The 18,725-nt window shown below is 64.0% G+C and carries 18 protein-coding genes; 13 read left to right on the top strand and 5 right to left on the bottom strand.

From position 1 onward, the window contains the following. Nucleotides 1-8: 8 nt before the first annotated feature. Both ACVWWJ_RS10775 and ACVWWJ_RS10770 read right to left on the bottom strand, forming a co-directional pair. Nucleotides 9-2,378 carry a 3-hydroxyacyl-CoA dehydrogenase/enoyl-CoA hydratase family protein gene (locus ACVWWJ_RS10775; protein ID WP_456967795.1) on the bottom strand — a complete coding sequence of 790 codons (2,370 nt, stop codon included), beginning with the start codon at nt 2,376-2,378 and terminating at the stop codon, nt 9-11. Further along, on the bottom strand, nt 2,375-3,049 hold the full coding sequence (locus ACVWWJ_RS10770) for a TetR family transcriptional regulator (RefSeq protein WP_159893731.1): 675 nt from the start codon (nt 3,047-3,049) through the stop codon (nt 2,375-2,377). The genes ACVWWJ_RS10775 and ACVWWJ_RS10770 overlap by 4 nt, the downstream gene beginning before the upstream one ends. Before the next feature lie 243 nt (nt 3,050-3,292). Here ACVWWJ_RS10770 and ndk point away from each other — a divergent pair, with 243 nt between their 5' ends. The 8 genes from ndk (at nt 3,293) to moeB (ending at nt 11,297) form a co-directional block, all read left to right on the top strand. Continuing rightward, a complete protein-coding gene (gene ndk, locus ACVWWJ_RS10765) occupies nt 3,293-3,718 on the top strand; it encodes a nucleoside-diphosphate kinase (protein WP_159893733.1) in 426 nt (141 codons plus the stop codon). Nucleotides 3,719-3,726: 8 nt separating this feature from the next. Continuing rightward, nucleotides 3,727-4,851 (top strand): 23S rRNA (adenine(2503)-C(2))-methyltransferase RlmN, encoded by a 1,125-nt coding sequence (gene rlmN / locus ACVWWJ_RS10760; RefSeq protein ID WP_200851771.1) that lies wholly within the window; start codon nt 3,727-3,729, stop codon nt 4,849-4,851. After that, a complete protein-coding gene (gene pilW / locus ACVWWJ_RS10755; protein WP_159893735.1) occupies nt 4,841-5,611 on the top strand; it encodes a type IV pilus biogenesis/stability protein PilW in 771 nt (256 codons plus the stop codon). The genes rlmN and pilW overlap by 11 nt, the downstream gene beginning before the upstream one ends. Nucleotides 5,612-5,700: 89 nt before the next feature. Then, nucleotides 5,701-6,681 (top strand): RodZ domain-containing protein, encoded by a 981-nt coding sequence (locus ACVWWJ_RS10750; protein ID WP_456967794.1) that lies wholly within the window; start codon nt 5,701-5,703, stop codon nt 6,679-6,681. A gap of 152 nt (nt 6,682-6,833) precedes the next feature. Beyond that, nucleotides 6,834-7,484, top strand: a complete 651-nt coding sequence (locus ACVWWJ_RS10745) for a YfgM family protein (protein ID WP_456967793.1) — start codon at nt 6,834-6,836, stop codon at nt 7,482-7,484. After that, a complete protein-coding gene (gene bamB, locus ACVWWJ_RS10740) occupies nt 7,481-8,680 on the top strand; it encodes an outer membrane protein assembly factor BamB (RefSeq protein WP_159893739.1) in 1,200 nt (399 codons plus the stop codon). The genes ACVWWJ_RS10745 and bamB overlap by 4 nt, the downstream gene beginning before the upstream one ends. 23 nt (nt 8,681-8,703) lie before the next feature. After that, entirely contained in the window at nt 8,704-10,101 is a 1,398-nt protein-coding gene (der, locus tag ACVWWJ_RS10735) for a ribosome biogenesis GTPase Der (RefSeq protein WP_159893741.1), read from the top strand. Between the two features lie 26 nt (nt 10,102-10,127). Further along, on the top strand, nt 10,128-11,297 hold the full coding sequence (gene moeB / locus ACVWWJ_RS10730) for a molybdopterin-synthase adenylyltransferase MoeB (protein ID WP_456967792.1): 1,170 nt from the start codon (nt 10,128-10,130) through the stop codon (nt 11,295-11,297). Between the two features lie 156 nt (nt 11,298-11,453). On the opposite strand, the gene ACVWWJ_RS10725 is transcribed toward moeB, so the two are convergent. Further along, nucleotides 11,454-12,038 carry a GNAT family N-acetyltransferase gene (locus ACVWWJ_RS10725; protein WP_456967791.1) on the bottom strand — a complete coding sequence of 195 codons (585 nt, stop codon included), beginning with the start codon at nt 12,036-12,038 and terminating at the stop codon, nt 11,454-11,456. 92 nt (nt 12,039-12,130) lie between these two features. On the opposite strand from ACVWWJ_RS10725, the gene folD reads away from it, so the two are divergent. From folD to ACVWWJ_RS10700, 5 genes are all read left to right on the top strand, one after another. Then, nucleotides 12,131-12,985, top strand: a complete 855-nt coding sequence (folD, locus tag ACVWWJ_RS10720; RefSeq protein WP_159893747.1) for a bifunctional methylenetetrahydrofolate dehydrogenase/methenyltetrahydrofolate cyclohydrolase FolD — start codon at nt 12,131-12,133, stop codon at nt 12,983-12,985. An 81-nt stretch (nt 12,986-13,066) separates the two neighbouring features. Next, entirely contained in the window at nt 13,067-14,521 is a 1,455-nt protein-coding gene (guaB, locus tag ACVWWJ_RS10715; protein ID WP_456967790.1) for an IMP dehydrogenase, read from the top strand. An 89-nt stretch (nt 14,522-14,610) separates the two neighbouring features. Continuing rightward, on the top strand, nt 14,611-16,167 hold the full coding sequence (gene guaA / locus ACVWWJ_RS10710; protein ID WP_159893751.1) for a glutamine-hydrolyzing GMP synthase: 1,557 nt from the start codon (nt 14,611-14,613) through the stop codon (nt 16,165-16,167). Between the two features lie 78 nt (nt 16,168-16,245). After that, nucleotides 16,246-16,575 carry a helix-turn-helix domain-containing protein gene (locus ACVWWJ_RS10705; RefSeq protein WP_159893753.1) on the top strand — a complete coding sequence of 110 codons (330 nt, stop codon included), beginning with the start codon at nt 16,246-16,248 and terminating at the stop codon, nt 16,573-16,575. Continuing rightward, nucleotides 16,484-17,245, top strand: coding sequence for a hypothetical protein (locus ACVWWJ_RS10700; protein WP_456969768.1), 762 nt, complete (start codon nt 16,484-16,486; stop codon nt 17,243-17,245). Before ACVWWJ_RS10705 ends, ACVWWJ_RS10700 begins: the two co-directional genes overlap by 92 nt. Nucleotides 17,246-17,313: 68 nt before the next feature. On the opposite strand, the gene ACVWWJ_RS10695 is transcribed toward ACVWWJ_RS10700, so the two are convergent. Both ACVWWJ_RS10695 and trxC read right to left on the bottom strand, forming a co-directional pair. After that, a complete protein-coding gene (locus tag ACVWWJ_RS10695; protein ID WP_456967789.1) occupies nt 17,314-18,198 on the bottom strand; it encodes a hypothetical protein in 885 nt (294 codons plus the stop codon). Continuing rightward, complete coding sequence (trxC, locus tag ACVWWJ_RS10690) at nt 18,195-18,680, bottom strand: thioredoxin TrxC (protein WP_456967788.1); 486 nt, start codon at nt 18,678-18,680, stop codon at nt 18,195-18,197. Before trxC ends, ACVWWJ_RS10695 begins: the two co-directional genes overlap by 4 nt. Nucleotides 18,681-18,725 lie beyond the last annotated feature (45 nt).

Here is an 18,725-nt window from a genome sequence, read left to right as displayed (position 1 = left end):
GTGGCGCGTCAGTTACGCAGCGGCTTTCCCGTCGTCATCGTGTGCGCGATACGGGCCTGGGTCTTCTCGGTCTGCGCCAGTTCGACGAAGTGGCGACGCTCGAGGGCGAGCAGCCAGGTTTCGTCCACCGGTGAACCGCGTTCGATCCGGCCGCCCGAGAGTGTGTCGGCAATGCGGCTGGCGATATCGACGTCGTGCGGCGAGGCGAAATAACCCTCGGCCATGTTCGCCAGCGACGACTTGAACGTCGCCGTCGAGACATCGCCCGCGGCCGGAATCGCACGCGCCGGCATCGGCGGACGGTAGCCGGACTCGGCCAGGGCGATCGCCTGGGCCTTGGCGACATGAAGCACTTCGTAGGTATTGAAGACGATGACGTCGTCCTTGCGCAGCAGGCCGAGCGACTTCGCTTCGATCGCGCTGGTCGAGACCTTCGCCATGGCGACGGTTTCGAAGATCTTCTTCAGATACTCGAACGGGTCTTCCGGGTTCGCCTGCCACGCGCGCACGGCGAATTCCTTCAGGCCGCCACCGGCGGGCAGCAGGCCAACACCGGCTTCAACGAGGCCGATGTAGCTCTCCAGCGCCGCGACGGTGCGTGCCGAATGCATCTGGAACTCACAGCCGCCGCCCAGCGCGAGGCCACGCACGGCGGATACCACCGGTACCAGCGAGTACTTGATGCGCATGCTGGTGGCCTGGAAGTTCGCCACCATGGCTTCGAACTGGGCCAGCTTGCCGGCCTGCAGCAGGCCGAGCGCACCCTTCAGGTCAGCACCGGCCGAGAACGGCTCGGACGACTGCCAGAGCACCACGCCGCGGAACTGCTGCTCGGCCAGGCCGATCGCGTGCTGGATACCGTCGAGCACGTGGTCGTTGACCGTGTTCATCTTGGTCTTAAACGAGATCACGCCGATGTCGTCGCCGCTGGTCCACAGGCGAACGCCGTCGTTCTCCCAGACCGTCGTGCCCTTGTCGAAGGTCTCGCCAAGGATCGGGTCCGGGAAGGCCTGACGCTTGTACACCGGGTGGGCGGAACGCGGCTTCTCGGCGTTGGCGCTGGCCGAGTAGGAGCCGGTCTTGCCGTGCACGCCGGCGCGGCCGTCGGTGACCCAGGCGGGCAGGGGCGCGCTGCTCATGGTCTTGCCGGCCGCGATGTCCTCCGCGATGAAACCGGCGATCTGCTGCCAGCCGGCCGACTGCCAGATCTCGAAGGGACCAAGCTTCCAGCCGTAGCCCCAGCGGATGGCGAAGTCGACGTCACGGGCCGTCTCGGCGATATCGGCAAGGTGATAGGCGGTGTAATGGAAGAGGTCGCGGAACACGGCCCAGAGGAACTGCGCCTGCGGATCCGACGAGGCACGCAGTTTGGCGAACTTCTCCGCGGGATCCCTGATGGCGAGGATTGCGGAAACCTCATCCGAGGCCTTCTGCTCGGAGACGCGGTAATCCTGCTTCTGCAGGTCGAGCACCACGATGTCCTTGCCCGCCTTGCGATAGAAGCCGGCGCCGGTTTTCTGACCCAGTGCGCCCTTGTCGATCAGGCCCTTGAGCCACACCGGCGGCTGGAAATACTTGTGCCAGGGGTCGTCCGGCAGGGTGTCGCCCATGGTCTTGATGACGTGGGCCATGGTGTCCAGGCCAACGACGTCGGCGGTGCGATAGGTGGCGCTCTTCGGGCGGCCGATGGCCGGGCCGGTCAGCGCATCTGCGGTGTCGAAGCCCAGGCCGAACTGCTCGGTGTGGTGCATCGTGGACAAGATCGAGAACACGCCGATGCGGTTACCGATGAAGTTCGGGGTGTCCTTGGCGTAGACCACGCCCTTGCCCAACGTGGTGGTCAGGAAGGCTTCAAGGCCTTCCAGCACGCTCTTTTCGGTCAGGCGGGTCGGAATCAGCTCGACCAGGTGCATGTAGCGCGGCGGGTTGAAGAAGTGCACGCCGGTGAAGCGGTGGCGCATCTCTTCTGGCAGGGCTTCAGCGAGGTCGTTGATCGACAGGCCGGAGGTATTGCTGGCCAGAACCGCGGTCGCAGAGACGTGCGGGGCGATCTTCTGGTAGAGGTCGAGCTTCCAGTCCATGCGCTCGGCGATCGCTTCGATCACCAGGTCGACGTCGGCCAGCAGCGCGAGGTCGTCTTCATAGTTGGCCGGGATGATGGCGGCGGCGAGGCCTTTCTCAGCCAGCGGCGCGGGCGAGAGCTTGGCCAGGTTGGCGATCGCCTTCAGGGCGATGCCGCTCTTCGGGCCTTCCTTGGATGGAAGGTCGAACAGCACGGTTTCCACGTTTGCGTTCGTCAGGTGCGCGGCAATCTGCGCGCCCATGACGCCGGCGCCGAGTACCGCGGCCTTGCGAATGCGTAACGGTGTTGCGGTCATGGTTTTCTCCGATGGTGCGAAAGGTCGTTCGACGCGGACGGGTTGCGAAGGCCCGCTGCGGCGAAGCGAATCAGGTGATCGGCGGCGGTTTCACGATGGTCGCGCTCGTCGACGTCGCTCTTGCGCTGGATAACGCCGAAATCGGCCATGGCGTAGGTCAGAGCCCCAGTCACGATGTCCAGGCGCCAGTAAATCTCTTCCTTGGCCAAGCCGGGCAGTAGCCGGGCGAACTCGCCAGCGAACTGGCGCAGCACGTGGCCGTAGTTCTCCGACAGGAACTTGCGAAGGGTTTCGTTGTGCTCGGCGTAGGCCCGGGCCAGGACGCGGACGAAGGCCGCGCCGCCGCCGTCATTGCGCGACAGGTCCAGGGCGGGCCGGATATACGCGTCGAGGATGTCCTCCAGGGAGGTTTCCTCCTGGCCGGCGACCTTGCCCAGGGCGGCCAGGCGCCGGGTATTCAACTCATCCAGGCGGCGGCGGAACACCTCCTCGATGAGCTTGTCCTTCGAGCCGAAGTGGTAGTTCACCGCCGCCAGATTGACCCGCGCCGCCGCCGTAACCTGCCTCAGCGAGGCCCCGGCGAAGCCGTGGGTGGCAAAAAGGGCCTCGGCAGCGCCCAGGATCCTCTCCTTGGTGCTGCGTTCGCGGGATGCGTAGGGTGCGCTCGTCATGTCGGCGGACTCCGGAGGCGGGTGGTTTGAATCAAACGATCGTTTGAGAATACGCCCGGGCCCTTCCGCCGGTCAATCTGCGACCGCACATCCCTGCAAATGGCTTGCGATTGAGCTAGAATCTGTCAAGATTTCGTGAGCTAAGTCCGTCATTCGTGACGGCTTTGGCCTCAAACTTTCACCAGGCGTCCCCAGAGGCGCTGGCATATTTTTTTTCTTTTTCCACTTTCCCGGAGCATCCGTATGGCGCTGGAGCGCACCCTTTCGATCATCAAGCCCGACGCGGTCAAGAAGAACGTCATCGGCGAAATCCTCTCCCGCTTCGAGAAGGCCGGCCTCAAGATCGTCGCCGCCAAGATGAAGCAGCTGACCAAGGAAGAGGCCGAAGGCTTCTATGCCGTTCATAAGGAACGCGGTTTCTTCAACGACCTCGTCGCCTTCATGATCTCCGGTCCGGTGATGATCCAGGCGCTCGAAGGCGAAGGCGCGGTCCTCAAGAACCGTGACCTCATGGGTGCCACCAATCCGAAGGAAGCCGCTGCGGGCACGATCCGCGCCGACTTCGCCGACTCGATCGATGCCAACGCCGTCCACGGCTCGGATTCGCTCGAGAACGCCGCCAACGAGATCAAGTACTTCTTCAACGACTCGGACGTCGTTTCGCACTGAGACATGCCGTGAACACCCCTGCTGACAAGGTCAACCTGCTCGATTTCGATCGCAAGGGGCTGCGCGATTTCTTCGCGGAGCTCGGCGAGAAGCCTTATCGTGCCGAGCAGGTCATGAAGTGGATCTACCACCGTCTCGAAAGCGATTTCGAGAACATGACCGATGTCGGCAAGGCGTTGCGCGAAAAACTCAGTGCCAGCTGCTACGTAGGCCCGCCGAAGACCGCGTTCGAAAAGACCGCGATCGACGGTACGCAGAAGTGGCTGCTCGGCATGGATGGCGGTAACGCCATCGAAACCGTCTATATCCCGGAGCCGACCCGCGGCACGCTGTGCGTGTCGTCCCAGGTCGGCTGCGCCCTGAATTGCCAGTTCTGCTCGACGGCAACCCAGGGTTTTTCCCGCAACCTGTCCACCGCCGAGATCATCGGCCAGGTATGGGTCGCGGCCAAACATCTCGGCAACGTGCCGCACCAGCAGCGCCGTATCACCAACGTGGTGATGATGGGCATGGGCGAGCCGCTGCTGAACTTCGACAACGTGGTCAAGGCCATGAGCCTGATGCGCGACGACCTGGGCTTCGGCCTGGCCGGCAAGCGCGTCACGCTGTCCACGGCCGGCCTCGTGCCGATGATCGACAAGCTCTCGGTCGAGAGCGACGTGTCGCTTGCCGTATCGCTGCATGCCGCCAACGACGAGCTGCGCACCGAGCTGGTGCCGCTCAACAAGCGCTACCCGCTGGCCGAACTGGCCGCCGCGTGCGAGCGCTACATCAACCGTGCGCCGCGCACGTCCATCACCTTCGAGTACACGCTCATGAAGGGTGTGAACGACAAGCCGGAGCACGCGCGCCAGTTGATCAAGTTCATGCGTCGCCTTCCGGGCGCGAACAAGGTCAACCTGATTCCGTTCAATCCGTTCCCGGGGACGCGTTTCGAGCGTTCGGGTCCGGAAGAGATCCGCAACTTCCAGACCCAGTTGCTCAATGCCGGCGTTCTCACCATGCTGCGTCGTACGCGCGGTGACGACATCGATGCCGCGTGTGGCCAGCTGAAGGGGCAGGTGGTGGATCGCACGCGCCGCCAGGCGGAATTCCGCAAGAAACTCGAAGAGGGAGTGGTGAATGCGGCTTGAGCGTTGGGGGATGGTGGCTGCGCTCGCGTTAGCGTGCGCAGGTTGCGTGGGCGGGGAATCGGGGCTGAGGCCGACGACAGCTGCCGACGAGAAGGCCAAGGGGGCCGAGGTTCACACCGAACTGGGGCAGCGTTACATGCAGCAGGGCGACCTCAAGGGCGCTATGGAGAAACTGCAACAGGCTATCCAGTTCGACCCCAACTACGCCCCGGCGCGCACCGTGCTGGGCGTCCTTTACGAAAAGATCAACGATCCGGTCAATGCCGAGCTGAACTACCGGAGGGCGGCGGAGCTGGACCCGAAGAAGGGTTCGGTCAACAACAACCTGGCGGTTTTCCTGTGCAAGCAGGGTCGGGCCGGTGAGTCGAAGGCGTACTTCGATCGGGCACTCGCTGACCCGTTCTACGAGACGCCGGACCTCGCCATGACCAATGCCGGCACCTGCCTGCTGGGTTCGAAGGATTACGATGGCGCCGAGGTCTATTTCCGTAAGGCGCTCGACCGTAATCCCAACAATGCCGATGCGCTGTATCAGATGGCGAACGTGTTGTACCTTAAGAATGATGCTTTCAGGGCTCGTGCCTTCCTGCAGCGCTTAGAGGCGCAGGGTCAGCCGAGTCCGACTGCTTTGAAGCTCGGTCACGATATCGAGCTCCGTCTGGGCGACGGGGAGGCCGCCCAGGATTACGCCAAGCGCTTGCGTGAAAAGTTCCCGGATTCGGAACCCGCGCGCGCACTCGAAGCCACTGCACGTCAATGACTCCTGTATCTTCGAATTCATCCGGTCAGGACGGTCGCGAGCAGGACTTGTTCGCAGGCATCGAGCCTTTTGTACCCAGGGAGGAAGCCATGGACCCGCAGACCGAGGCAAACGCCGACGCGGCTGGCCGCGTTCTCATCGATCATGTCGAAAACCCGGGGTTCGGGGCGCGCCTGCGCGCCGCCCGCGAGGCGCGCGGCTACACCGTCGAGGCTTGTGGTCAGGCTCTGCGCCTGCCCACGCGACTGATCCGGCAGCTCGAGGCCGGCGAATATGGCGGTATCGACTACCAGGTCTACCTGGCGGGCTACCTGACCAAGTATGGCCGCTACGTGGGCGTGGACGAAGAGGCCATCCAGGTCGAACTCGCCCGCATGACACCGCGTCAGCCGGATCTCGTTGTGACCGGCGGCGTATCGCATTCGCGCTACCTGCTGGAACGTTACGTGACGGCGGCGACCTATGTCGTGCTCACGGCCGTTATCGTCGTGCCGATGGTCTGGCTGGGCGTGCGCGGCACGCTCGATCGTGACATGGCTCGGCTCGCCCCTCTGGATGCCGCCCCGGTGGCCCAGCAGGATGCGCCTGCGCCGGCTTCGTCCAGCGGCGCGCTGGTCGCTGCCGCGACCGAGAGCAAACCCGCCACGCCGGCGCCTGAAACGCGCCCCGAGGACCAGCAGCCGCTGCTCGCCTCGATGGCCATGTTCCCGCCGCTGGATCGCAGCGCGTCGAAGTCGCCGCTGGTGACGTCGACTGCTGAAGTGACGGCTCCGGCTCCGGAAGCGGCCAACGGCACGGGTGCGCATGGGCTTACGCTCAGCCTGCCTTCGGCGAGCTGGGTGGAGGTCACCGCCTCGGACGGTTCGCGGCTGGAATACGGCATTCTCCCGGCCGGCACACAGAAGTCCTATCGCAGCGACAAGACCCTCGACGTCCGCATCGGCAACGCCGCCGGCGCCCAGGCGACCATCGACGGCCAGCCGGTGGAGATCGACACCTACCGCCGTGCCAACGTGGCTCGCTTCCGCGTCGATATCCACGACGGCAAGGCGGCACCGGTCTCGTACTGACCGGTTTCCGTGACCGTAACGTGTTCGCGCGGGCCCGCCGGCCCGCGCTTTCGGTTATCCTTACCTATTGATCCATGCCGCACCATCGCCGATGGCCGGTGTGGGCTCGTTCCCTCCAAAGTTTGGCTGCGCGGAGCGCAGTGGGTGATTGCATGTCTTTCGACGTATACGACGATTACGAGCAGGGCGAACGAGTCCAGCAATGGCTTCGCAAGAATGGCGTGTCCATCCTCGTGGGCATCGTGCTTGGCCTGGTCCTGATCTTCGGCTGGCAGCAGTGGAAATCGCACCGCGCCGGTCACGAGCAGGCCGCCGCCGGTGAATACGCCGCGCTTCAGCTTGCTGTCGCCCAGAACAAGACAACCGAAATCGACGTGCGTACCGGCAACCTGCTCAAGGATTACCCGGATACCGCATGGGCGGTTTTCGCCGCCGGTGAACGTGCCCAGCGCAACCTGGTTGCAGGCCAGCTGGACAAGGTCGGTGGTGACCTGGAATGGGCCAAGGCCCATGCCAAGGATGAAACGCTTCAATCCCTGGTCGATCTGCGCATCGCGCAGCTAAAGCTCGCCCAGGGCAAGGCAGAAGAAGCCATCGCGACGGTCGACGCCATGAAAGGCAAGTCGTTCGCTGCGATCGCACAGGAACTCCGTGGCGATGCGCTGGTCAAGCTTGGACGCCACGACGACGCACGCAAAGCCTATCAGGCGGCGATCGTCGCGATGGGCGACAGCGCACCGCAGCGCGGTGTGGTTCAAACGAAGCTCGATGATCTGGCAGTGGCCGGGAAGCAGGGTGCATGAAACGTTTTTGGGCAATCGCGTTGACTTCGTCGCTGGTCGTACTGGCCGGCTGCCATTCGTTCAAGAAGGAAAACGTCGAACCGCCGACCCCGCTCGACAAGAAGTTCGAGCCGACCGTCAAGGTCCAGCGCCTGTGGAAGGAGAGCATCGGCGACGGTGCGGCTGACTCCGGCGTACGTATGCGTCCGGTGGTTGCCGACGGCGTGCTCTACGCTGCCAGCACCGACGGAAAGATCGCGGCTTTCGAAGCCTCGACCGGCAAGAAACTCTGGTCCAAGAGCACCCGCCAGCACGGCTGGTTCGGTTGGGGCGATGCCAAGCGCGAAGATGCCCGTTTCTCGGGTGGTCCCGGTGCCTCGGGCGACCTGGTCGCCATCGGTACGCTCGACGGCCATCTGTACGGTATCAATGCGAAAGACGGCGAGCGTCGCTGGGCTGCCGAGGTTTCCTCGGAAGTCATCACTGCGCCGGTCATCGTCGGTGACCTCGTCGTGGTCCGCTGCAACGACGGTCGTGTCTACGGTTTCGACACCACCACCGGTGAGCGTCGCTGGGCCTACGACCAGGCCATCGTTCCGCTGCTGAGCCTGCGTGGTAACGGCCGCCTGCTCGTCGCCAATGGCGTCGTGTTCATGGGCACCGATGCCGGCAAGCTTACGGCTATCCGTCTGGATAACGGCGAGAAGCTCTGGGAGCAAACCCTTGCCACCGGCGAAGGCCGTACCGAGATCGATCGCCTCAGCGATGCCGATGGCGCGCTCGTCCTGGACGGCGCGACCCTCTACGGTGCGGCGTATCACGGTCAGCTGACCGCGATCGACGGCCCGAGCGGCCGCCCGCTGTGGAACCACGGTTTCTCGACCTTCACCTCCCTGGATGTGCACGAAAACAGCATCTACGGCGTGGACGACGACTCCCAGGTGTTCGCCTTCGACAAGTCCACTGGCGCCAGCATCTGGAAGCTGAGTGACCTCAAATATCGTTGGCTTACGGGTCCGGCGGCACAGGGCAAGTACGCCGTGGTCGGCGACCTCGACGGTCACATCCACTGGATCGACGGCAGCAACGGCAAGATCGTTGCCCGCGAGCGCCTGTCCAGCAAAGCCATTCGTGCCCAGCCCGTCGTGGTGGGTGACACCGTTTATGTCGAAGATGTCGAGGGCCATATCGGCGCCTACCGCATCCCGACGAACTGATCCACAGGAATACTGCCCCTCCCATGTTGCCCGTCGTCGCTCTGGTCGGCCGCCCAAATGTCGGTAAGTCGACCCTCTACAACGCGCTGACGCGTAGCAGGGACGCCCTCGTCGCCGATATGCCCGGCGTCACTCGTGACAGACACTACGGTGTCTGTCGTCTTGGTCCGCGACCCTTCGTGGTCGTGGACACGGGTGGCCTGTCGGGCAGCGACGAAGGTATCGAAGGCCTCACGGCGACCCAGGTCCGCCTGGCCATCGAGGAAGCCCATCTCCTGGTGTTCGTGGTCGACGCCCGTGACGGCGTGCTGCCGCAGGACGCCACGATCCTCAACGAGCTTCGCCGAAGCGGCAAGCCGGTCATCGTCGTGGTCAACAAGACCGACGGTGTAGACGAATCCACAGCGCTTGGCGAGTTCGCTTCGTTCGGCATCGCTGAAACCCTGCCGATGTCCGCGGCGCACAACCGTGGCGTGGACGTGCTGGTCGAGCGGTCGCTCGTGCACCTGCCCGATGAGCGCGACGACGACCCGGGTCTTGCCGACCAGGGTATCCGTGTCGCCATCGTGGGTCGCCCGAATGCGGGCAAGTCAACGCTGATCAACCGCCTGCTCGGCGAAGAGCGCCTCATCGTTTCCGATGTGGCCGGCACCACGCGCGACCCCATCCGTGTGCCGCTCGATCGAGACGGCAAGCGCTTCACGCTGATTGACACCGCCGGCGTCCGTCGCCGCGCGCGCGTTGAGGAAGCGGTAGAGAAATTCAGCGTTATCAAGACCCTGCAGTCCATTGCTGCGTCCCAGGTTACGGTGGTCATGATCGACGCGCGCGAGAATCTCGCCGACCAGGATCTGACCCTCATCGGTGGCGCTATGGAAGAAGGGCGTGCGCTGGTCATTGCCGTCAACAAGTGGGACGGCATGGACAAGTACGCTCGTGACCAGTGCATGGCTGCGCTTGGGCGCCGCCTGGCCTTCGTCGAGTGGGCGAAGACTGTCTTCATTTCCGCGCTGCATGGCTCCGGCCTCAGCGAACTGATGAAGGCTGTCGTCCGCGCGCACGCTGCGGCGACCAAGGTGATCACCTCCAGCGATCTGACGCGTACGCTCGAGAAGGCCTACGAGGCCTATCAGCCGCCGCTGGTTCGCGGTCACGCGCCGAAGCTGCGTTACGCGCACCCGGGCGGCAACAACCCGCCGACGATCATCATCCACGGCAGCCGCACCAAGCACATTGCACCGGCGTATCGTCGCTACCTGGAAGGCTTCTTCCGCAAGCGCTACAAGCTGGAAGGCACGCCGATCCGCATCGATTTCCGCGACGGCGAAAACCCGTACGCGGGCAAGAAGAACGTCCTGACGGATAGCCAGCAGCAGAAACGTCAGCGCATGATTCGTAACGCGAAGCGACGCGAAAAGTAAGCGTCGCCCTCGTCGGGGAGCCTCGCATGTCTGAAGGTCTGGATCGGGAACGTTGGCTGGCGGACTTGCGTCGCCGCGTTCCTGAGGTCGTTGCTACCGATGCGTTTGTCCGGCAGGCCGCCGGCGCCTTGCTGGTCGACGTTCGTGAGGACAACGAACGGGCTAGCGGCACCCCTGCTGCCGCACTGGGCCTGTCCCGGGGTTTTCTCGAGCTGCGCATCGAGCAGGCCGAGCCTGATCGCGATCGCGACATCCTCCTGCTATGTGGCAGTGGCCAGCGATCCTTGCTGGCCGCCGAAGCATTGCAGCGCATGGGCTATCGGAACGTTGCCTCCGTGGTCGGCGGCATGGCCGCCTGGAAGGGCGCAGGCCTGCCTGTTGCTGCCGGTTCGCTGGATGCCGACGCGGCCGATCGCTACGCCCGTCAGGTGTTGTTGCCCCAGGTGGGTGAGGCGGGGCAGGCGAAACTGACCAATGCACGCGTGCTGGTTATCGGTGCTGGCGGCCTCGGCGCTCCCGCGTTGCTCTACCTTGCTGCGGCGGGTGTCGGCCACATCACGGTCATCGACGACGATCGCGTCGAGCGCTCCAATCTCCACCGCCAGGTCGTGCACGCCGACGCCCGTGTCGGTATGAGTAAAGCCGAATCGGCCCGGATGACCGTCTCGGCGTTGAATCCGCGGATCCACGTGCGCGGCATCCTCGAGCGGCTCCGCGCCGACAATGTGGAGGCCATGGTGACCGGGCATGACGTGGTGATCGACGGGGCAGACAACTTCGCCACGCGCTACCTGCTTGCTGCCGCCACCCGGCAGCTCGGCATTCCCATGGTTTACGCGGCCATCGAACGATTCACCGGGCAGGCGAGCGTGTTCGATCCGCGGCGCGAGGATTCCCCGTGTTATCGCTGCCTGTTCCCGGAGCCGCCGGCAGCCGCCGATGCGCCGAACTGCAGTGAGGCAGGTGTGCTTGGTGTGTTGCCCGGAGTGCTTGGGCTGGTACAGGCAACCGAGGCGATGAAGCTGATTCTTGGTATCGGGCAGCCGCTGGTTGGGCGGCTGTTGACGTATGACGCGCTGGGTATGCGGTTCCGGGAGTTGACGCTGAGGCGTGATCCGCAGTGTCCCGGATGCGGGCAGGATGCCCGATTCGCTGGGTATGTCGATCTTGAGAGGATGTGCGCTGCGGCTGGGTAGGCGCTGTCTGAGCTTCGTGCGTCGTGGCGGCGGGCTTTCGCCGATGAATCGGCTCCCACAGAAAGCTCAGCTTGCTCGTGCGGGGCTCATTGTGGGAGCCGGCTATTCGGGGCACGTTGTGGGAGCCGGCTATGCCGGGCTCTTTGTGGGAGCCGGCTATGCCGGCGATGGGGTCCCGCCAACGTCCCCAGGAATCACCGAATACATCGCAGCGTCAACAGGGTTGCCCATCAATAACAGCCTGTTACGCAATATACCTTCGAACTTACCTCCGATGCGTTCAGCCGTTTTACGGCTGGCGACGTTGCCGTGCGCCGCGACGATCTCCAATCGCGACACGCCCGCCGTTTCGAAGGCAAATCGCGCCGCGAGGCGTCCAGAATGGCCAGCAATACCAGTACCTTGTGCAGACTCCCTCACCCAATACCCGAGGTTGGCAAACCGGTGTTCACGGTTCAGATGATTAACTCCCATCCCGCCCAGGATGGCGTCGGTGCGGGCGTCGACGATGACCATCTCGAAACCATCGCCGAGCAGCCATGTCTGCCGGCACAGGCCGATCCAGGTTTCGGCGGCTGCTTCGTCATAATGGGCAGTGCACCAGTCCTGCCAGCGTCCGACGGTGGCCACCGATTCGCGTACGGCTTCCGCGAGCCATGGCGCGTCCGTCATGCGGTGGGCGCGAAGGCTGATCACGCCGTCGGTGAGGTCGTGCGGATAGGGAAGGGTATCGAGGGTCATGTGGGCAGTATGCGCGCGCTCGTCGGCCCGTCGCACTTCTACGCGCCACGCTTTGCAGCGATAATGTCTCGTTTTCGCAGGGCGAATTCTTCATGACCGCACGCATCCTCGACGGCAAGCGCATCGCCCACGAACTGCTCGAGCACATCGGGCGGCGTGTCGCCAAGCGCGTCGCCGAAGGCCGGCGCAAGCCGGGCCTCGCGGTGGTGCTGGTGGGTGAGGATCCGGCGTCCGCGGTTTACGTGAAGAACAAGCGCAAGGCGTGCCAGCAGGTGGGTTTCGAGTCGTTCGGCTACGACCTGCCGGCAACCACGACGCAGGAAGAGCTGATCGCCCTGATCGACAACCTCAACGCCGACCCCGCCGTCCACGGCATCCTGGTCCAGTCGCCCTTGCCGCACCACATCGACGAAGACGCTCTCGTCGATCGCATCGATCCAGGCAAGGACGTCGACGGCTTCCAGGCCGTGAACGTGGGTCGCCTCGCGCTGCGTCGGTTTGGACTGCGTCCGTGCACGCCCAAGGGAGTCATGACCCTTCTGGGGCATACCGATAGCCCCGTGCGGGGTCGGCATGCGGTGATCGTCGGCGTGTCCAATCACGTCGGGCGACCGCTTGCGCTTGAATTACTAATTGCCGGTTGCACAGTGACTTGCTGCCACAAGTTCACGCAGAATCTCGAAGGATTCGTGGGGCAGGCGGACATCCTGGTCGTCGCCGCCGGTAAGCCCGGATTGGTCAAGGGCGAGTGGGTCAAGCCGGGCGCGGTGGTGATCGACGTCGGTATCAACCGGCTGGAGGACGGGCGTCTGGTGGGCGACGTGGAGTTTGCCCCGGCGGCAGAGCGGGCCTCGTGGATTACCCCGGTGCCGGGCGGCGTCGGCCCGATGACGGTCGCGACGTTGATGGAGAACACGCTGGAAGCTGCCGAGGCGATCGACGCCTGATTGGATGTTGGGTGTCATCACCCTGTCGTTTTGTTGCAACGCACGGTATAATGCCGCGATTTACTCGCGGGACTAATGCTTATGCGCATCCTTGCTGAGGCACTCACTTACGACGATGTGTTTCTGGTACCCGGCCACTCCACGGTCATGCCTCGCGACGTGGACACCTCGACGCGCTTCACGCGCGGTCTCCGCCTGAACATCCCCATCGTGTCCGCTGCCATGGACACCGTCACCGAAGCCCGCCTCGCCATCACCATGGCCCAGAACGGCGGCATCGGCATCATCCACAAGAACATGACCTCCGAACTGCAGGCCGCCGAAGTGCGCCTGGTAAAGAAGTTCGAAGCCGGGGTCATCCGCAGCCCGATCACGGTGCGCCCGGATACCTCGATCGGCGATGTCATGGCGCTGACCCGCGCACACAACATCTCCGGCGTGCCGGTGGTCGACGGCGAGAAGCTCGTCGGCATCGTCACCAGCCGCGACCTGCGCTTCGAGCGCAAGCATGACGACCCGGTCCGCAACATCATGACCCGGGAAGATCGCCTGATCACGGTGAAGGAAGGCGCTTCGCACGACGAAGTGCTTGAACTGCTGCACCGCAACCGTATCGAGAAGGTGCTCGTCGTCAACGACGGCTTCCAGCTCCGCGGCCTGATCACGGTCAAGGACATCCAGAAAGCCCGCGACAACCCCAACGCCGCCAAGGACTCCCACGAGCGCCTGGTGGTCGGTGCGGCCGTGGGCGTCGGTGGCGACACCGAGCGCCGCATCGAACTGCTGGTCGATGCCGGCGTCGACGTGATCGTGGTCGATACCGCCCACGGTCATTCGCAGGCGGTCATCGACCGCGCCGGCTGGGTGAAGAAGCGCTACCCGCAGGTCCAGGTCATCGCCGGCAACATCGTCACGGGCGAAGCCGCACGCGCGCTGCTCGACGCCGGTGTCGATGCCGTCAAGGTAGGCGTAGGCCCGGGCTCGATCTGCACCACGCGCATCGTGACCGGCATCGGCGTACCGCAGATCACCTCGATCGACATGGTCGCCACCGCGCTGAAGGGCGAGATCCCGTTGATCGCCGATGGCGGCATCCGTTACTCGGGCGACATCCCCAAGGCGCTCGCCGCCGGCGCGTCCTCGGTCATGCTCGGCTCCATGTTCGCCGGTACCGAAGAAGCCCCGGGCGAGGTCGAGCTGTTCCAGGGCCGTTCGTACAAGAGCTACCGCGGCATGGGCTCCATCGGTGCCATGCAGCTCGGCTCGAAGGATCGCTACTTCCAGGACGAAGCCGACGCCGACAAGCTCGTGCCGGAAGGCATCGAAGGTCGCGTGCCGTACCGTGGCCCGCTGCGCAACATCATCCACCAGATGATGGGCGGCCTGCGCGCCTCCATGGGTTACATGGGCGCGGCCAACATCGGCGAGATCCACGACAAGGCCCAGTTCGTGAAGGTAACCGGCGCCGGCGTGCTCGAAGCACACCCGCACGATATCCAGATCACGAAGGAAGCACCGAACTACCGCCGGGACTGACGCCTCCGGGCCGTCGTTCCAGGTGAACCAGGACGCCCGCCACAAGTGGGCGTTCTGCTTTTATGACTTTTCATACTGCAGGCCGTCCGATGACCGACATCCACAGCGACAAGATCCTCATCCTCGACTTCGGTTCGCAGTACACGCAGCTGATCGCCCGCCGCATCCGCGAGATCGGCGTCTATTGCGAAGTCTGGGCATGGGACCATGCGCCTGACGAGATTCGCGGCTTCAACCCGCGCGGCGTGATCCTCTCCGGTGGCCCGGAATCGGTCACCGAGGACGAATCCCCGCGGGCACCGCAGCTGGTCTTCGAGCTCGGCGTGCCTGTGCTCGGCATCTGCTACGGCATGCAGACCATGGCCGAGCAGCTCGGTGGCAAGGTCGAGGCTGGCCATCACCGTGAGTTCGGTCCGGCCACGATCACCTTCGCCAGCTGTGCGCTCTTCGACACCGTCGTCGAGGACGGCGAGTCGCTCGGCGTGTGGATGTCCCACGGCGACCGCGTCACCGCGATGCCGGAAGGCTTCACCGCTACGGCTTCCACCTCGAGCCTGCCGCTGGCCGCCATGGCCGACGACGAGCGCCGCTTCTACGGCGTGCAGTTCCACCCGGAAGTGACCCACACCAAGCGCGGCCTGGAGCTGCTCCGCCGTTTCGTCGTCGACATCGCCGGCTCGGCCACGCTGTGGGACGCCGCGCACATCATCGAGGACGCCGTGGCTCGCGTGCGCGAGCAGGTCGGTAGCGACCGCGTGCTGCTGGGCCTCAGCGGCGGCGTGGATTCTTCCGTCGTGGCCGCGCTGCTCGAGAAGGCCATTGGCGACCAGCTCACCTGCGTCTTCGTCGACACCGGCCTGCTGCGTTTCCAGGAAGGCGACCAGGTCATGGCCACCATGGCCGAGCACATGGGCGTGCACGTCATCCGCGTCGACGCGCGGCAGCGCTATTTCGACGAACTCGCCGGCGTGGAAGACCCGGAAGCCAAGCGCAAGGTCATCGGCCGCCTGTTCATCGAGATCTTCGACGAAGAATCCGCCAAGCTTGAAGGCGTGAAGTGGCTGGCCCAGGGCACGATCTACCCGGACGTCATCGAGTCCGCCGGCAGCAAGACGGGCAAGGCCCACGTCATCAAGAGCCACCACAATGTCGGCGGCCTGCCGGAGCACATGAAGCTCAAGCTGGTCGAGCCGCTGCGTGAGCTGTTCAAGGATGAGGTCCGCCGTATCGGCGTCGAACTCGGCCTGCCGCGCGATATGGTCTACCGCCACCCGTTCCCCGGCCCGGGCCTTGGTGTGCGCGTGCTGGGCGAAGTGAAGGAAGAGTACGTCGACCTGCTTCAGCGTGCGGATGCGATCTTCATCGAAGAGCTGCGCAAGCACGGTCTGTACGACCGCGTAAGCCAGGCATTCGCCGTGTTCCTGCCGGTGAAGTCGGTAGGCGTGGTAGGCGATGGCCGGGCCTACGAGTGGGTGATTGCCCTGCGTGCAGTCGAGACGATCGACTTCATGACGGCGCACTGGGCGCACCTGCCGTATGACTTTTTGGATACGTGTTCAACGCGCATTATCAATGAGTTGCGTGGTATTTCTCGTGTGGTTTATGACATTTCGGGGAAGCCGCCGGCTACGATTGAGTGGGAGTGAGGCCCTCTTTAGGTATGTTGGTTTAAATGTACGCTTCGTGGTACCTTAAGGTCTCTTAAGGCATCACGAAGCGTACATATGCCCACCCCGCATGCGGCTTCAGCTGCTGTGCGCCGAGCGCTTCGAAAGCTCGGCGCAGACATTCATGACGCGCGTCGTCGCCGCCAGCTGACTATGGCGGTGGTCGCAGATCGCGCGTTTACGACTCGAGCGACGCTCCAGCGCATCGAGGAGGGCGACCCTTCCGTAGGAATGGGTATCTACGCCGCTGTTCTGCATGCGCTCGGTCTGCTGGAGGGGCTCGCGGGCATTGCCGATGTCAGTGCTGACACTCAGGGGCAAATCCTGGGTGCCGAACAGCTACCGAAGCGAGTTCGGCTCGCTCGCCGAGGAAGTAGCGATGTCTGACGTCGAAGTTCATATTGAGCTTGAGGGAACTACCCGGCAGGTCGGACTTCTCCGTCATCACTCGTCTGGCCGGGGCGAAACAGCAACGTTCGAGTACACCAATGAGTGGCTTGGAAGCGTGGCGTGCTTTTCGATCGAGCCCGCTCTTAGGCCAACGAAGGGTCTGTTCTCGCCGCCGCCAGGAATGTCTCTTTTCGGCTCCCTTGGGGATTCGGCTCCCGACACTTGGGGGCGCCGCATCATGCAAAGGGCCGAGAGGCGCAATGCAGATCGCGAATGTCGTCGTGTCCGCACACTTGGCGAACTGGACTACCTGCTGGGCGTTTCCGACGAGACCCGTCTCGGGGCCATGCGATTCCGTCGGGTGGGCGAAAAGGTTTTCCAGGCGCCTGACAGGACTGTGCCGCCAGTGGTCGAATTGGGTCGGTTGTTGCAGGTGACCGAACGACTTTTGCGAGACGAAGAGACCTGCTCGATCGATCTCCTAGAAAGTGCCGCTGCGTTCTTTGGCCTTCAACTCCCCGCCGCGCGCAAAATCATTCGTGGAGTGGCAGATGTCACGAAGACGTGGCGAGACGTTGCTCGAGACGTAGGTAGCCGCGAACCGGAGATCCGGAGGATGGAAAGTGCCTTCGAACACGACGACCTTGAGAAAGCGCTCGGCCGCTAGTCCGGAAATATGTACCAGAGCCTATAAAGGGAAGATATGTACCAGGGCTTATAAATGGACGGTAAGTATCAAGCGCTGCCGTGTCGCGTCCCCAACCACCGCGCCAGATTCGCCACATAAAGCTCCGTCGATCGCTTGGCCTCCGGCGTCACCCGCAGCGACCCGCCCGGTGCCTCGCTGACGAAACTCGGCTTCCCATGGTCCGGATCCCAGTTGTAGTCGGCGAAGTGATGAAACGTCGATTGCGCCAGGGCGGGACCCATGCCGTTGGCCTGCGGCTCAAACGCCACGGCAATCGCGAACGGCGCACCGGTGACCTCACTCTTACCCGTCGCGATCACGCGAGCGCTGGCGTCCTCAGGCGGTGCCGTGACATCGCCTTCGTGCGGATGCGACGGCAGGAACCGTAAGGCGCTTCCGGGTGCATCGGGGTCGGCCAGGATCGGGTGCACGTCGCCAACCGCCACGATTTCCTGGAAGTTGCCATTGGCGCCGGAATGAAAGTTCGGCCAGAGAATCGCGGTCGTATACGGATCGTCGATGACGCGCCGCGCGGTGTCGGGATCCGGGTTGTGCGTGTGGAAGTGGTGCGCCTTGCCCACGCCCTGAAGGTTGCAGACGGAGCAGCCGAGGTCCATGTGATCGCGCGCGACCATCAGGCCGCCGCCACGCTGGCGGAACCGGTCGATCGCCGCACGCTCCTCATCGTTGAGGCCGTTACCGACGTCGACGGCGAATAGCCATAGCTGGTCGAAATCGCTGGTGTCGAGCCCGGCAAGGACGGGATCGGACGAACCGGCCGGCGCTCCCCGATCACGGGCCACGACCTCGTAAAGGTGCTCGCCGTCCGCGGCCCGCAAACGCCCGAGCAACTCGCGAAGCAGCGAAAAGCGCACGATGCTCCAGTCATCCGCGGTCGGTTCGATGGTGGTCTGCAGAAGAATGCGTTTCATAGATGAGCCTGGGCCAACGTGTTGCCGATCCACTGCACGATCGCCTGGGTGGGCATGGCGCCCGACGTGCGGGCGATCTCGCGGCCTTTGTGGATCATGATCATGGTCGGGATGCTGCGGATGGCGTAACGCCCGGAAATCTCCGGCGCCGCTTCGGTGTCGAGCTTGGCCATGCGCACGCGCGGTTCGAGAATCTTCGCGGCGGCTTCGAAATTCGGGCTCATGGTGCGGCAAGGACCACACCAGGCTGCCCAGAAGTCGATGACCACCGGCAGCTCGCTTTTCAGCGTATGTCGTTCGAAGTTTGCCGAGGTCATCTCGACGGCCTTGCCCGGAAAAAGCCTGTTATGGCACGTGCCGCATTTGGGGTCTTGTCCCAGCCTGTCCTTCGGCACGCGGTTGAGCGCGGCATCGACGGGACAGGCGATGATCACCGAGTCGGAATGGCTATTCGCCGTGGAGGGAGCAGGTTGTTCGGACACGCGAGTTTCCTCGTAAGACAGCATGTATACACCGACCATACGACT

It is taken from the genome of Luteibacter sp. HA06 (genome assembly GCF_054061215.1).
Note: the sequence above shows the minus strand (reverse complement) of the source record. Positions and strands in the feature narration are given on the sequence as shown.